The sequence below is a fragment of the Methylorubrum pseudosasae genome, assembly GCF_029504475.1.
Lineage (GTDB): Bacteria > Pseudomonadota > Alphaproteobacteria > Rhizobiales > Beijerinckiaceae > Methylobacterium > Methylobacterium extorquens.
Map to the genome: position 1 here is coordinate 2300133 of NZ_JAQGDU010000002.1, position 14072 is coordinate 2314204.

Annotated in this window: 8 protein-coding genes, 1 tRNA gene and 2 pseudogenes; 8 read left to right on the forward strand and 3 right to left on the reverse strand. The window is 69.7% G+C overall.

Annotated elements, in window-relative coordinates; genetic code table 11:
- Positions 1–102 precede the first annotated feature (102 nt).
- Positions 103–1264: pseudogene (locus M2437_RS11715) on the forward strand (glycosyltransferase family 2 protein).
- A gap of 125 nt (positions 1265–1389) precedes the next feature.
- Here M2437_RS11715 and lipB read toward each other — a convergent pair.
- A complete protein-coding gene (gene lipB / locus M2437_RS11720) occupies positions 1390–2082 on the reverse strand; it encodes a lipoyl(octanoyl) transferase LipB (RefSeq protein ID WP_253389619.1) in 693 nt (230 codons plus the stop codon).
- Positions 2083–2182: 100 nt separating this feature from the next.
- Here lipB and M2437_RS11725 point away from each other — a divergent pair, with 100 nt between their 5' ends.
- Positions 2183–2488 (forward strand): FliM/FliN family flagellar motor switch protein, encoded by a 306-nt coding sequence (locus tag M2437_RS11725; protein ID WP_003601400.1) that lies wholly within the window; start codon positions 2183–2185, stop codon positions 2486–2488.
- Positions 2489–2611: 123 nt separating this feature from the next.
- Positions 2612–2696, forward strand: a tRNA-Leu gene (locus M2437_RS11730).
- A 356-nt stretch (positions 2697–3052) separates the two neighbouring features.
- Here M2437_RS11730 and M2437_RS11735 read toward each other — a convergent pair.
- Both M2437_RS11735 and M2437_RS11740 read right to left on the reverse strand, forming a co-directional pair.
- A complete protein-coding gene (locus M2437_RS11735) occupies positions 3053–4399 on the reverse strand; it encodes an O-antigen ligase family protein (protein WP_253387499.1) in 1347 nt (448 codons plus the stop codon).
- Between the two features lie 82 nt (positions 4400–4481).
- On the reverse strand, positions 4482–5957 hold the full coding sequence (locus tag M2437_RS11740) for a GumC family protein (protein ID WP_253387500.1): 1476 nt from the start codon (positions 5955–5957) through the stop codon (positions 4482–4484).
- A 336-nt stretch (positions 5958–6293) separates the two neighbouring features.
- On the opposite strand from M2437_RS11740, the gene M2437_RS11745 reads away from it, so the two are divergent.
- The 5 genes and pseudogenes from M2437_RS11745 to M2437_RS11765 all read left to right on the forward strand — a co-directional run bounded on the left by M2437_RS11745 (position 6294) and on the right by M2437_RS11765 (position 13971).
- Positions 6294–6602: a hypothetical protein gene (locus M2437_RS11745; RefSeq protein WP_253387501.1), complete on the forward strand. Its 309-nt coding sequence runs from the start codon at positions 6294–6296 to the stop codon at positions 6600–6602.
- A gap of 165 nt (positions 6603–6767) precedes the next feature.
- Positions 6768–8201, forward strand: coding sequence for an NAD-dependent succinate-semialdehyde dehydrogenase (locus M2437_RS11750; protein WP_253387502.1), 1434 nt, complete (start codon positions 6768–6770; stop codon positions 8199–8201).
- A 300-nt stretch (positions 8202–8501) separates the two neighbouring features.
- On the forward strand, positions 8502–9866 hold the full coding sequence (locus tag M2437_RS11755; protein ID WP_253387503.1) for a polyhydroxyalkanoate depolymerase: 1365 nt from the start codon (positions 8502–8504) through the stop codon (positions 9864–9866).
- Positions 9867–10048: 182 nt separating this feature from the next.
- A pseudogene (locus tag M2437_RS11760) lies at positions 10049–13022 on the forward strand (FAD-binding and (Fe-S)-binding domain-containing protein).
- Between the two features lie 76 nt (positions 13023–13098).
- The gene (locus tag M2437_RS11765; RefSeq protein ID WP_015952377.1) at positions 13099–13971 is read left to right on the forward strand and encodes an SDR family oxidoreductase; all 873 of its coding nucleotides are present in this window, start codon (positions 13099–13101) and stop codon (positions 13969–13971) included.
- Positions 13972–14072: the final 101 nt, after the last annotated feature.

Consider the following 14072-nt stretch of genomic DNA (forward strand, 5'->3'; position numbering starts at 1 on the left):
GAGACCATCAGCCGCGGTTCATCAAGCGCAGCCTATGGAGGCGTACGCGCCGCGTGGAGCCCGCCTTCCGGCGCCTCCCATCGGCTTTCCCGGAGCCTGTCCGTGCCGCCCGTTTCCCCCACGCCGTCGCGCCTCGACACCCTCATCGCCATCCCCGTGCGCAACGAGGCCGAGCGGATCGCCCGCTGCCTGACGGCGATCGACCGGCAGACCGGCCTCGCGCCGGGGCGGCTCGGGCTCGTGCTGTTCCTCAACAACTGCACCGACGACACGGCGGAGATCGTCGCCCGTCTCGTGCCAGCGCTTTCGATTCCCGTCCGGGTGATCGAGCGCGTTCATGCCGGGGCGCATGCGGGCTGGGCGCGCCGCGCGGCGATGGACGCGGCGGTCGCGTGGCTCGAAGCGGAGGGGACGGCCTCCGCGACGGCGACGCTCCTGACGACCGACGCCGACAGCATCGTGCCGCCGGATTGGGTCGCGGCCAACCTCGCCGCCCTGGAGGCGGGCGCCGACGCGGTCGCCGGCCGGGTCGAGCTGATCCCGGAGGAGGCGGCCCTGCTGCCGCCCTCGCTGCCCGCCCGCGGCCGGCTGGAGGACACCTACGACGCGCTCATCACCGAGATGGAGGCGCGCATCGATCCCGATCCGCACGATCCCTGGCCCTGCCACCGCACCACCATCGGTGCCTCGCTCGCCGTGCGGCTTCCCGCCTACCGCGACGTCGGCGGCATGCCGGAGATTCCGCTCGGCGAGGACGGCGCCTTCGTCGGCGCGCTGCTCCAGCGGGGCTTTCGCGTGCGCCATGACCGGGCGGTGCTGGTGCTGATCTCGGCCCGGCTCACCGGCCGCGCGGCCGGCGGGCGTCGCCGACACGATCCGCTCCCGCTGCGAGGAGCCCGACGCCCTGTGCGATGCCCGCATGGAGGCAGTGCCCCGCGCGCTTTACCGCTACGTCTGGCGGGCGCGGCTGCGCCGCCTCTACGACGAGGGCCGGCTCACCCGCGATCTCGGCTGGGCGCGCCGGCTCGGCATCACCGAGGCGGAAGCCCGCCGCATCGCCGCCCTGCCGCGGGTCGGCGAGATCGTCGCGGCGGTCGATCGCGCCAGCCCGCGCCTCGCCTACCGCCCGCTGATGCCGCGGCAGCTCCCCGGCCAGATCCGGCTCGCCCGCCTCGTGCTGCCGCTGCTGCGCGCGGGTCTCCGCCTGCGCCGGGCAACGCCGTCCGCACGCCCGGTCGCCCCAACGGCCACCGCCGACGCGTAAGTCCTGGGAATCCAAAGGGGTCACCCCTATGGCGGGGCGCCGGGGCAGCGTCCCGGCTCACCCACCACCAGGGCTCCGCCCTGGACCCGCGAAAGGGCTTGCCCTTTCGAAACCGCTGATCTTGGTCAGGGAGCCTCGTCGCGCGTCGGGCCGAAGATCGGCTCGAAGGCGGCGCGCAGCGCCATGTCCACCTCGGGCAGGCTGACGATGCGGCCGAGATCGGCCAAGCTCGTGACCCCGTGCTCGCGCACGCCGCAGGGCACGATACCGGAGAAGTGGGCGAGGTCCGGCTCGACGTTGAGGCTGATCCCGTGCAGGCTCACCCAGCGCCGCACGCGAATGCCGATCGCCGCGATCTTGTCCTCGACGGTCGGCCCCTTGTCCGGTCGGCGCACCCAGACCCCGACCCGGTCCTCGCGGCGCTCGGCCCGGATGTTGTAGGCGCCGAGCGTCGCGATCAGCCACGCCTCCAGGCTCGCCACGTAGGCCCGCAGATCGGGCCGGCGCCGGTTGAGGTCCAGCATCACGTAGGCGATGCGCTGGCCCGGCCCGTGATAGGTGTATTGTCCGCCACGGCCCGTGCGGTGGACGGGGAAGCGGTCCGGCTCGACGAGGTCGGCGGTCTTGGCCGAAGTGCCCGCCGTATAGAGCGGCGGATGCTCCAAGAGCCAGACGAGTTCATCCGCCTCGCCGCGGGCGATGGCCGTGGTGCGCGCCTCCATCTCGGCCTCCGCCTCTTGGTAATCGACGAGGGTGTCGGTCACGCGCCAGACCACCGGCGGCGCGTCCGCCCGCGGCAGGAATGTCGCGGGTGCGATTGAAAGCCGGGAAGCGGGTGCCGTGAAGGAATTGTTTACCAAGACTTCACCATCGCGTGCGGAAGGTTTTCCGGGTTTTTAACAAACGGAGCATCCGCGCGTGGCGGTCCTGGACGAATTGCAGGTCGATCTCAAGGTCGTGCTGGGGCGCAGCCACATGCCGCTGCACATGCTGCTGCGCATGGGCCGCGGCGCGGTGATCGAGCTGGAGGCCACCGAGACCGACATGGTCGAGATCCTCGCCAACGATCACCCGATCGCCCGCGGGCAGATCGTGGTGACCGGAAACCGCATCTCCGTGGAGGTGACCGAGCTGATCCGCAAGGCCGAGGTGGTGCGCACCCCCGGTGTGACCATCGGCGAGGGCGCCGTGCCGATCCTCGACGACGTGGGCACGATGCCCTGAGCGGTTTTCGAGGCGGCAAAACGCGAAGAAACGAATCCGGCGCTTGTGCACGTCCCGGGCATCTGTTATCCGCTGCGCCGCCCACACAAGACACCGGCCGCCACAAGCGGCACGGCGGCAAGGGCGGCCATGGCGGAATTGGTAGACGCGCTAGCTTGAGGTGCTAGTCCCGCGAGGGGTGGAGGTTCGAGTCCTCTTGGCCGCACCAAACTCTTTCCTGAGTGATCGGAAGGAGTTGGGGCGAAAATCAAAAAGCGAGAATGACCGCGCTCACACAGCGGTCTCACACACGACTTCCCGACGCGGCGCGTTGATGAAGCTTTCCCCGGCGCGGGTCTGTCCGTCCGGGGCGGCGATGTTTCGTGACCGCTCGACTGGCTCGAAGCGCATGGCATCGGCCCGGCACCGATGGTGCGCCGAACTCCCCCACGATCGAAGCGATCATCCCGGCGGATCGGCCGTCCATTGCCGTGAGCGGCAGGGTCCAGACGACGCCGGCTTCGGGAACGCCTTCCTGCGCACGTGAACGCCGCTTCACCCGAGACAGGTCTGGCGGCGTGACGCTCAGACGACGGCCGGCTGCGGGAAGTGCGGCCGATACCAGCGGCAGAGAACGAACAAGCAGTAGAACTGGAAGATCGTCGACATCCGGTTGTGTGCGAGGAAAAGATAGCCGGTCGCGCTGTTGAGGATGAAGGCGATCAGGAGGGCCGAGAGCAGGAAGGCGGTGCGCCGCTCAAGGCTCGGATGCGCGAAGATGCAGGACGAGGCCAAGAGCAGGACGAGATAGAACGCGCCGCCGACGAGGCCCAAGCCGACCAGAGTGTCGAGGAAGGTGTTGTGGAAATCGGGTGTGAAGAAGAACATCTCTCGCTCCCACACATTCCATGCCTTCGAGAACGGATCGGTGTTGAAAAAACTCAGATAGCCGTAGCCGAACACCGGTCGATCGCGAAAAACTTCGAGGGCGTAGGGCCAGAAGTTGCTGCGCCCGGTAAAATCGGGACTGCGGCCGAGCGCGACGGCGATGTCGCCGACCCCGATGAAGGGCAGGAAGAGCGAGAGCAGGATCGCGAACCCGGTCACCGTCGCGAAGATGGCCCGGCCGCAGCCGGGCAGCATCCGGGCGGCCAGGAGCGTCAGGCCCGCCACCGCAATGCCGCTCACGGAGGACATCGAGTTGGCCAGGATCAGCCCGAGCGCGAGGATGCCGAGCGCCGGTCCGCGCAGGCCCCGCGGGCTAGCACTGGGCAGGAACAGCAGGATCAGCATCGCGCTCGCGGCGGACATGCCGTGCAGGGTCTTGCTGCCATAGGCGCCGAACAGCTCGCCCGACATCAGCAGGCCCGGCCGGGTGATGTCGGTGCGCACCGCATCGGGCATCACCACCACCATCACCAGGGAGGACGCCACCAGGAAGACGTTGGTCCAGGCGTACAGGCTCAGGAACACCGCCGGATGGACGATGCAGGCCAGCGCCGCGGCGATGGCGATGTTCAGGACGAGCATCCCCGCCGGAACCAGCGACGCCCAGGTATCGGTCGCCCAGCAGGTGGAGAGCAGGATATAGCCGGCGAATGGAAGGACGGCGACCAGGCAGAGGTCGATCCCGTTGCGCCGCATGTCCCGCAGCACCACGCCGAGGGACAGGACGTAGAGGCAGAGCCAGAGCCCGACATAGAGCAGGTTGTTCCGGTTCGACGGCATCAGCGTCTTGGTATTGCCGACCTCGTTGTTGCTGCCGAGGAAGAGCACGTAGAAGGCGTTCGCGCACATCAGCACCGCGAAGACGACGAAGGCCGCGCGCCACCGCGCGCCGGACAACCCGATCGACGACGGCGCGGCCCGGACGGCGTTTGGCGGGAGGCTCGTTTCGGTCAGGCTGGTTGCGGTCATGCTGGTTGCGGTCATGGCGCGAGGCTCGGGAAAGGCGTTTAGGGCCCCTGCGGCCGCCGATGGCGGAGGGTCTCCGGCCGCAGGGATGCAGGGGGCGTCAGGCGATCACCGCTCCGCCCGACCCGACCGGGTATCGCGGCAGGGATGCCGCCTCGCCGCGCAGGACGCCGAGGGCGATCGCCGCCAGGATGCCGAGCGCCAGGCCGATCAGCGTTCCGAGCACGAGGACGATGGCCTTGCTCAAGTTCGTCGGCAGTTCGGGCGGGATCGCTGCGCCGATCACGCGGATGTTGTTCACATCGACCTGCGTCTGCTCGATGAGCTCGCGGGAGCGCACGAGATACTGGGCGAACAGCTTGCGCTGGGCCTCTGCCTCCGCCTCCCGCGCCCGCAGCTCGGCGAGCGCGCGGTCGTCGGCGAGCGAGGCCGTCGACATCGTCTCCACCGTCCTGCGCAGCTCCTCCTCGGTCTGCTTGGCCCTGCGATAATCGTTCCGTGCCGCGTCGCCGATCCGCTGCAGCTCCTGGCCGAGCTGATCCTGAAGGGCATCGATCTCGCGGCCGATCGAGTTCAGCTCGGGGTGGCGCGGTCCCAGCACGTTGGCGAGGTTGGCCCGGCGGCGGCGGGCCTCGGTAATCTGGTAGCGCAACTGGATCATGGCCTGGGACTGGACGGCCTCCGACAGGCCGTCGAGCCGGCCGCGCAGAGCGTTCGCCTGCTCCATCCGGACGAGGGCCTCGGTGGACCGGGCCCGGGCGGCGGCGAGCTGCGTGTTGAGGTCGCGCAGGCGCCGGTCTCTGGTGAGGGCGCCGTCGGCGCTGACGAGGTCGTGCTCGCTCCTGAAGGTCGCAACCCGGTTCTCCGCGGCGCGCACGGCGGCGCGCAATTCGGCGAGGCGATCGTCGAGAGAGGCGCCGGAGCGGCGCGCGAGCTCGGACCGGGTCCGGTTCGCCTGCTCGGTGTAGAGCGTCACGAGTTCGTTCGCGATCCGGGCCGACTTGTCGGGATCACGGGTCGCGACATGCACCTCGACGACGAAGCTGCGCTCGGCCCGGCGGACGGCGATCTTGCGCTCCAGGGTCTGGAGCGCCGCGCGGCGCGGATCGGGCGAGCGGGGCGGCGACAGGCCAACGAGGCCGAGGATCGCGGCCTTCGCCCGGCGCAGCAGGCCGGGCGGCTCGCCGGCGAATTCGGGATCCTCATCGAGCCGGTCGCGGGTGATCAGGGCGTTGAGCACCGTGCTCGACCGCAGGACGCGCATCTCGTTCTCGACCGATGCGATCTGCGCGTCGGCGTTGTCGATGCTCGGCGTCACCTCCCGTTCGACCACGCGCAAAGCGCGCGGATCGATGATGACCTGGGCGGTGGCGACGTAGTTCGGTTCCGTCCGCGCGACGACGACCACGCCGCCCAGCGTGCCGAGGATCATCGAGAGGGCGATGAGCCGACGGCGGCGCTTGAGCATCGCCAGGAGTTGCGCGGGCGCGATGGAAGGGGACTGCCCGGCGGACGCGGCAGGCCGATCGTAGGAGGCGAGCGGAATGGCTCCGCGCGTGGCTGTGTAGGTCGTCATGTCGTCAAGCCGGCATCGGCCCCCCAAGCGGCATCAGCGTACCACCGGCTGTGCGACTCGATCGCGACATCCAGCGGTCACCGCCCTCGTCATGCAATACAGCCGCCGGTTTCATTGCTCCGTCCAGGGACAACCGGGGACGATCCGGCCTCGGTCCGAGGGGGAGGGGGCCCAGGAGGGCAGGAAGCCGTCCACCGTGCCCGCCGGCGCCCATCCCGAACCGGGACTGCGAACCACCGTGTTGCGCCATTGGGGTGTGCGTCCGTGGGTCGTGTTCCCCAGGAGCCGATTCTGGATGTGAGGGTGGCTCCGCCGCGCTCGGTGTTCGGAGGACGGGTGTCATGGCGCGATATCGGACCGACGGACGTCGCGCTCGAGCGGCTGGCAGAGGGGCGACGCACCGTTGCGCGGCCGCAACCGGAAACATCCGGCTACGACATGGGCAGCCGGGTCTGGTTCGCCGGCGAGGACGGCATGCTGACCGATCCGGACTTCGTGCCGGCCGGCGAGCACGGCCGCTGCCGTCCTGTGGCGGTGGACGGCGCCCTCGTGGACGGTGAGCGGCAGCGGCTCGACGGCGTCTTCGCCGCGGAGCTCGATGGGCACAGCGCCTGGGCCGACGCACCGGTGTGGCACGCCGCGTAACACGGCCCTTCTCGTCACCGACCGCGCGCCTCTGCCGAACCCTGGCAGGGGCGCGTGGCGTTGGGCCTGCCCGCGGCCACCGGGTAGGCCGGATGCGATCCGGGGCGGGTGCCCCGGCACCGCGGTGCCTATATGAAAGGCCGTCCCTTTCCGCGGAGATGGCCCATGGACCTCGACGTTTCGCTTCACATCGCCGGCCGCTGGCGCCCCGGTGGCGGCGGCGAGACCCTGGCCGTTCTCAACCCCGCCACGGGCGAGGCGATCGGCCGGGTCGCGGTGGCGACGCGGGCCGATCTCGACGAGGCGCTGGAGGCGGCCGAGCGGGGCTTTGCCGCGTGGCGGCGGGTCTCCGCCTTCGACCGGTCCAAGGTGCTGCGCCGGGCCGCCGCGCTGATGCGCGAGCGCGCGGAGGACATCGCCCGGACCATGACCGTCGAGCAGGGCAAGCCGCTCGCCGAATCACGGGTCGAGACCGGGGTGGCGGCCGACATCATCGAGTGGTTCGCCGAAGAGGGCCGGCGCGCCTACGGCCGGGTCATCCCCGCCCGCGCCGAGGGCGTGTTGCAGATCGTCACCCGCGAGCCGGTCGGGCCGGTGGCCGCCTTCACGCCTTGGAACTTCCCGATCAATCAGGCGGTGCGCAAGCTCTCGGCGGCGCTCTGCACCGGCTGTCCCGTCATACTGAAGGGCCCCGAGGACACGCCGGCCTCCTGCGCCGAACTGGTGCGCGCCTTCCTCGATGCGGGCGTGCCCGGCGACGCGCTCGCTCTGGTCTACGGCGATCCGGCCGAGATTTCCGGCTATCTCATCCCGCACCCGGTGATCCGCAAGATCACCTTCACCGGCTCGACGGCCGTCGGAAAGCAGCTCGCGGCGCTCGCGGGCCAGCACATGAAGCGGGCGACGATGGAACTCGGCGGCCATGCCCCGGCGATCGTGTTCGACGATGCCGACATCGACACCGCCGTGCGGGTGCTGTCCGCCAACAAGTACCGCAACGCCGGACAGGTCTGCGTCGCCCCGACCCGCTTCCTCGTGCAGGAGAGCGTGTACGACCGCTTCATCGACGGGTTCGTGGCCGCCTCGAAGGCGCTCAAGGTCGGCGACGGGCTCGATCCCGAGACGCAGATGGGCCCGCTCGTCCACGGCCGCCGGGTCGAGGCGATGGAGGCCTTCGTGGCCGATGCCGAGGCAAAGGGCGCGCGCCTCCTCACCGGCGGCAGCCGCATCGGCAATCGCGGCCACTTCTTCGAGCCCACCGTCTTCGCCGACGTGCCGCTGGAGGCCCGGATCATGAACGAGGAGCCGTTCGGGCCGATCGCGGCGATCCGGCGCTTTTCCGACGACGCGGAGGCGCTCACCGAGGCCAACCGTCTGCCCTACGGGCTCGCAGCCTACGCCTATACTCGCTCCGGCACCCGGGCGAACCGGATCGGGGCGGGGATCGAGGCCGGCATGATCTCGATCAACCACCACGGCATCGCGCTGCCCGAAACGCCCTTCGGCGGCGTGAAGGATTCCGGCTACGGCAGCGAGGGCGGCTCGGAGGCGATCGAGGCCTATCTGACGACGAAATTCGTGACGCAGGCCAACGCCTGACCGGCTCGGGGTGGCGCCCTCGCTCGCCACCCCGATCGCCACGTCACCGGTCAAGCGTGTCTCAAAGAACGCCCGGTTACCACTGTCTTTCCTCCCGGCGAGGCAGCGCAGCGGGCGTTCTACGAGACACGCGGCCTCCGCCGAGCCGGTGCGGCGCCCTTTTCGAGAGAGCGGGACTGCTCTGATCCACAACCCAACTAGAGCAAACGAAACTTTCCTTGGGGTTCGGAGTTTTAACCCTCACGAACTCAAGAAAAGGACAGCTTGATTCAAGCGAGCTGCTCCCAGGGAAGCGCTCGCATGCTGTATCCTCTTTACGAGGCCGGCCATCTTATGCTCGCACCGATGCGCTTGGCGGCGGAAGCCACCAAGCTTGCCTGCGAAAACCCGTTCAATCCCTTCGCCTACGCCCCGCAGAGCCGCACCATGGCTGCGGGCTGCGAGATGTTCGAGCGCGCGACCCGCGTCTACGCCAAGCCGGCCTTCGGGCTCGACGTGCCGGAGCGGGTGGTCTGGGAGCGCCCCTTCTGCCGCGTCGTCGCCTTCGGCGAGCCCTCCGCGGAACTGGAGGCGAAGCCGAAGCTTCTGATCGTCGCGCCGATGTCGGGCCACTACGCCACGCTGCTGCGCGGCACGGTCGAGGCGTTCCTGCCCAGCCATCAGGTCTTCATCACCGATTGGTCCGACGCGCGTCAGGTGCCGGCGAGCGCCGGCCGTTTCGGCCTCGACGATTACATCGATACCTGCATCGCCCTGTTCGCAGCACTCGGGCCGGACCTCCACGTCGCGGCGGTCTGTCAGCCCTCGGTGCCGGTGCTAGCCGCCATCGCCCGCATGGAGGCGGAGGATCACCCGCTCGTGCCGCGCTCGGCCGTGCTGATGGGCGGGCCGGTCGATACCCGCCGCTCGCCGACCGCCGTCAACCTCATGGCCGAGGAGAAGGGCTTCGCGTGGTTCGAGCGGCACTGCATCCACAGGGTGCCCGGCGGATATCCGGGAGCGGGCCGCGCGGTCTATCCGGGCTTCCTTCAGCTCGCCGGCTTCATGGGGATGAACCTTGAGCGCCACCGGGACGCCCACCACGCGATGTTCGACCATCTCGTGCGCGGCGATGGCGACTCGGCCGCCCGCCATCGCGCCTTCTACGACGAGTACCTCGCAGTCATGGACCTGACCGCTGAGTTCTACCTTGAGACGATCCAGCGGGTCTTCATCAGTCACGACCTGCCCCGCGGCACCCTGCGCCATCGCGGCGAACGCGTCGATCTCGGCGCGATCCGCCGCTGCCACCTGATGGCGGTGGAAGGCGAGAAGGACGACATCACCGGCCTCGGCCAGACCAAGGCCGCGCTCGATCTCGCGGTGAACCTGCCCGAGGCGGCCAAGACCTACCACAGGCAGCCGGGCGCCGGGCATTACGGCATCTTCAACGGCTCGCGCTTCCGCCAGGACATCGTGCCCTTGGTCTGCAGCTTCATGGAACGCAGCCTTCGGCCGGCTGCGCCGCGCCCGGCCCCGGTGGTGCCGGCACCGGAGCCGCACCCGATCCTCCTGCGCCACGGCCCCATCATGCAGCCTCCGCGCGCCACGCCCGCCCGCGCCATCGTGTGGCCCGAGCCTCTGGTCGATCGACCGGGAGCGATCCCGCAGCGGATCGCCCTGTAACCGCCGCTCCCGACCGTTCTCCACCATCCGCCCATCGAAGCGGCCGCCGATCCCCTCGGCGGCCGCTTTGCCGTGGAAGGAACGCTGCGACCCCACCGCGTTTGACCCGTCCCCGCGGTGGAATTATGAATTCAAAAAGCCGTGCGCCCGTACAGGCTGCGGCGCGGGGAGGGAGGTTCCACTTGGGCGCGAGCGCGAAACCGGGCGAGGCAGCGTTCGAGGCACTGGCCTCCAGCGCGCGGGCACAAGCCCGCAACGCGGCCGGATTGCCGCGCAAGCTTGCGGAGGTGCTGCAGGGCGAGGCTCGCTTCGACGCCTTCACCCGCGGACGCTACGCGACCGACGCCTCGATCTACCAGATCATGCCGGCGGGCGTGGTCTTCCCCAAAAGTGCCACCGACATCGCCGCGACGCTGAAGGTCGCGGCCGACTACGACGTCCCCGTGATCCTGCGCGGCGGTGGCACCTCGCAGAACGGCCAGCCGATCGGCTCCGGCCTCGTGGTCGATTGCTCGCGCCACTTCAACGGCGTGCTCGCCTACGACGCGGAAGCAGGCACGGTCACTGTCGAGCCCGGCCACGTGCTGGAGCGCCTCAACGCACGGCTGAAAGCCGACGGTTGGTTCTTCCCTGTCGAGCCCTCGACCGCGACCCGCTGCACCATCGGCGGCATGGCCGGCAACAATTCCTGCGGCGCCCGCTCGCTGCGCTACGGCAAGATGAGCGATAACGTGCTCAGCATCGAGGCGCTGTTCCACGACGGCGCCGCCTTCGGCTTCGGGCTCACCGGCAACGCGGCGAGCGCCGTGACCGGCGGCGCGCGGGCGGAGGATCTGGCGCGGCGAATGCTTGCACTCGCCGACGCGCACCGTGACGAGATTGCGGAAAAATACCCGAAGGTGCAGCGGCGGGTCGGCGGCTACAATCTCGATTCCTTGATCGAACCGCGCCCGAACCTCGCCCACCTCCTCGTCGGCTCGGAGGGGACGCTCGCCCGCCACCACCGCGGTGACGCTCAAGCTCTCCCGTCTGCCGGCCCACCGGGCCATGGGCGTGTGTCACTTCCCCTCGTTCCGCGCGGCGATGGAGACGACGAAGGCGATCGTCGCCCTCGACCCCGTGGCGGTCGAACTCGTCGACAACAACGTGCTCGTGCTCGGCGCCGACATCCCGCTGTTCCGCACGACCCTGGCCGACATCACGCGGGGCCAGCCGAACTGCCTGCTGCTGGCCGAGTTCGCGGGCGACGACCTCGCCGCCCTGAAGCGCGACCTCAAGCGTCTCGACCAATGCATGGCCGATCACGGCTTTCCCGACGCGGTCGTCGAGGTGGTGGAGCCGAACCGCCAGAAGGCGGTCTGGGAGGTGCGCGAGGCCTGCCTCAACATCATGATGTCGATGAAGGGGGACGCCAAACCCGTCTCCTTCATCGAGGATTGCGCCGTCCCCCTGGAGCATCTGGCCGACTACACCGACGCGGTCACCGAGGTGTTCACGCGGCACGGCACCCGCGGCACGTGGTACGCCCACGCCTCTGTCGGCTGCCTGCATGTGCGCCCGATCCTCGACATGAAGCAGGGCGGCGACGTCAAAAAGATGCGCGCCATCGCCGAGGAGACGGCGGAGCTGGTGCGCCGCCACAAGGGCTCCTATTCGGGCGAGCACGGCGACGGCATCTCGCGCTCGGAGTTCGTGGAGCCGCTGTTCGGCGCGAAACTTACCCGCGCCTTCGAGACGGTGAAGGACGGCTTCGACCCCGACAACCGCCTGAACCCGAACAAGATCGTCCGCCCGCTCAAGATGGACGACCGCACGCTGATGCGCTTCGGCCCCGACTACGCGGTGAGCGCCCCGCAGAAGACGGCGCTGGACTGGTCGGATTGGGGCGGGTTCGGCCCGGCGGTCGAGATGTGCAACAACAACGGCACCTGCCGGAAGCTCGCCGGCGGCGCGATGTGCCCCTCCTATCGCGCCACCCGCGACGAGCAGCACCTGACCCGCGGACGCGCCAACTCGCTGCGCCTGGCGATCTCGGGCCAGCTCGGGCCGGACGCGTTCCTGTCGCCCGAAATGAAGCGCACGATGGATCTGTGCGTGTCGTGCAAGGCCTGCCGGCGGGAATGCCCGACCGGCGTCGACATGGCGAAGATGAAGGTCGAGTTCCTGCACCACTACCACGCTCGGCACGGCCTGCCGCTGAAGGAGCGGCTGGTCGCCGAGATGCCGCGCTACGCCGGTGTCGCCGCCGCCCTCGCGCCGCTGCTCAACCTGCGCAACCGCTACCCGGCGCTCGCCCGGTTCGGTGAGGCATGGACCGGCTTCTCCGCCCGTCGCTCACTGCCGCAATGGCGCCGGCCCTGGCGGGAGAGCGGCGAGGTTGCCCATCCCGAGGACGTGGCGGGTGACCACCGCGACCTCGTCCTGTTCGGCGACACCTTCAACCGCGCCTTCGAGCGCGAGAATCTGGAAGCCGCCGAGCGGGTGCTGCGGGCGGCCGGCTACCGCCTGCACCGCGTCGTCGCCCATGAGGGCAGCCGCCCGCTCTGCTGCGGCCGCACCTATCTCGCCTCCGGCCAGACCGACCGGGCGCGGGAGGAGGCTCGGCGCACGCTCGACACGCTCCTGCCCTTCGTGCGGGCCGGCGCCCGCGTGGTCGGCCTGGAGCCCTCCTGCCTCCTCACCTTCCGCGACGAATTCTTGTCGTTGCTGCCGCGGGCGGAGGCGAGCGAGTTGGCCCAGAGCGCCCTGCTGTTCGAGGAACTGCTCGCCGCCGATCTCGCCGCCGGCCGCATCAGCCTCCCGCTCGCCGACCAGGGCGGCCGGGTCGCCCACCTGCACGGCCATTGCCACCAGAAGTCGTTCGGAGTGATGGGGTCGGTGGAGACGGTGCTGCGCGCGGTGCCGGGGCTCGATGTGCGGGTCATCGAATCGAGCTGCTGCGGCATGGCCGGCGCCTTCGGCTACGGCAAGGATACGATCAACGTCTCCTTCGCCATGGCCGAGCTGTCGCTGTTCCCGGCTTTGCGGAAGGCGTCCGCCGACGACCTCGTGGTCGCCGACGGCACGAGCTGCCGCCACCAGATCCACGACGGTCTCGGCCGCGACGCGATCCACGTCGCCCGCGTGCTCGACGCGGCCCTGACGCCGGGGCGCTGAGCGCGGCTCTGCAACGGCGGGTGGAACACCCGCCGGTTGCCCCCGTTGACGCGGCAATCCCTCAAAAGGAGCCGTGATGACCGATCCGCTGACCAAATACCCGCGCCCGCCCTTCGAGACGCCGCCCCAAAGTTTCCCCGGCAAGACGGCGAAGATGGCGCCCGAGCCGGATCACGGCGAGGAGAGCTACAAGGGCTCCGGCAAGCTCACCGGAAAAGCCGCTTTGGTGACGGGCGGCGACAGCGGCATCGGCCGGGCAGTGGCCATCGCCTATGCCCGCGAGGGCGCCGACGTGGCGATCTCCTACCTGCCCGACGAGCAGAAGGATGCGGAGGCCGTCGGCAACTGGATCGAGAAGGCGGGCCGTCGCGCCCTGCTGCTCCCCGGCGACATCAAGGACGCGGCCTACGCCCGCGAGATCGTCGAGCGCACGGCCAAGGAATTCGGCCGGCTCGATATCCTGGTGAACAACGCCGCCTTCCAGCAGCCGAACCAGGGCGTCACCGACATCGACGACGCGTTATTCGAAAAACACTTCCAGACCAACATCTTCGGCCCGTTCTACGCCACCAAGGCAGCGCTGGCGCATCTCAAGCCCGGCGCCTCGGTGATCTTCACCTCCTCGGTCAATTCCAAGCACCCGGTGCCGACCCTGTTCGCCTACAGCGCCACCAAGGGCGCGCTCAGCAACATGGTGCTCGGCCTCGCGCAGTTGCTCGCCGAAAAGGGCATCCGCGTAAACGGCGTGCTGCCCGGCCCGATCTGGACTCCGTTCATTCCCGCCGGGATGAGCGAGGATGCGGTGAAGACCTTCGGCAGCCAAGTGCCGTTCAACCGCCCCGGCCAGCCGGCGGAACTCGCCTCGGCCTACGTGATGCTGGCGGCCGAAGAGAGCAGCTACACCTCCGGCGCCCTCATCACCGTCGCGGGCGGCATGCCGATCTTCTGAAGACGAGGTTTCGAAAGGACGAGTCCTTTCGCGGGTTTAGGGCAGAGCCCTGGAAGAATGCCGGGGCTCTGCCCCGGCGCCCCGCCAAAGGGATGATCCCT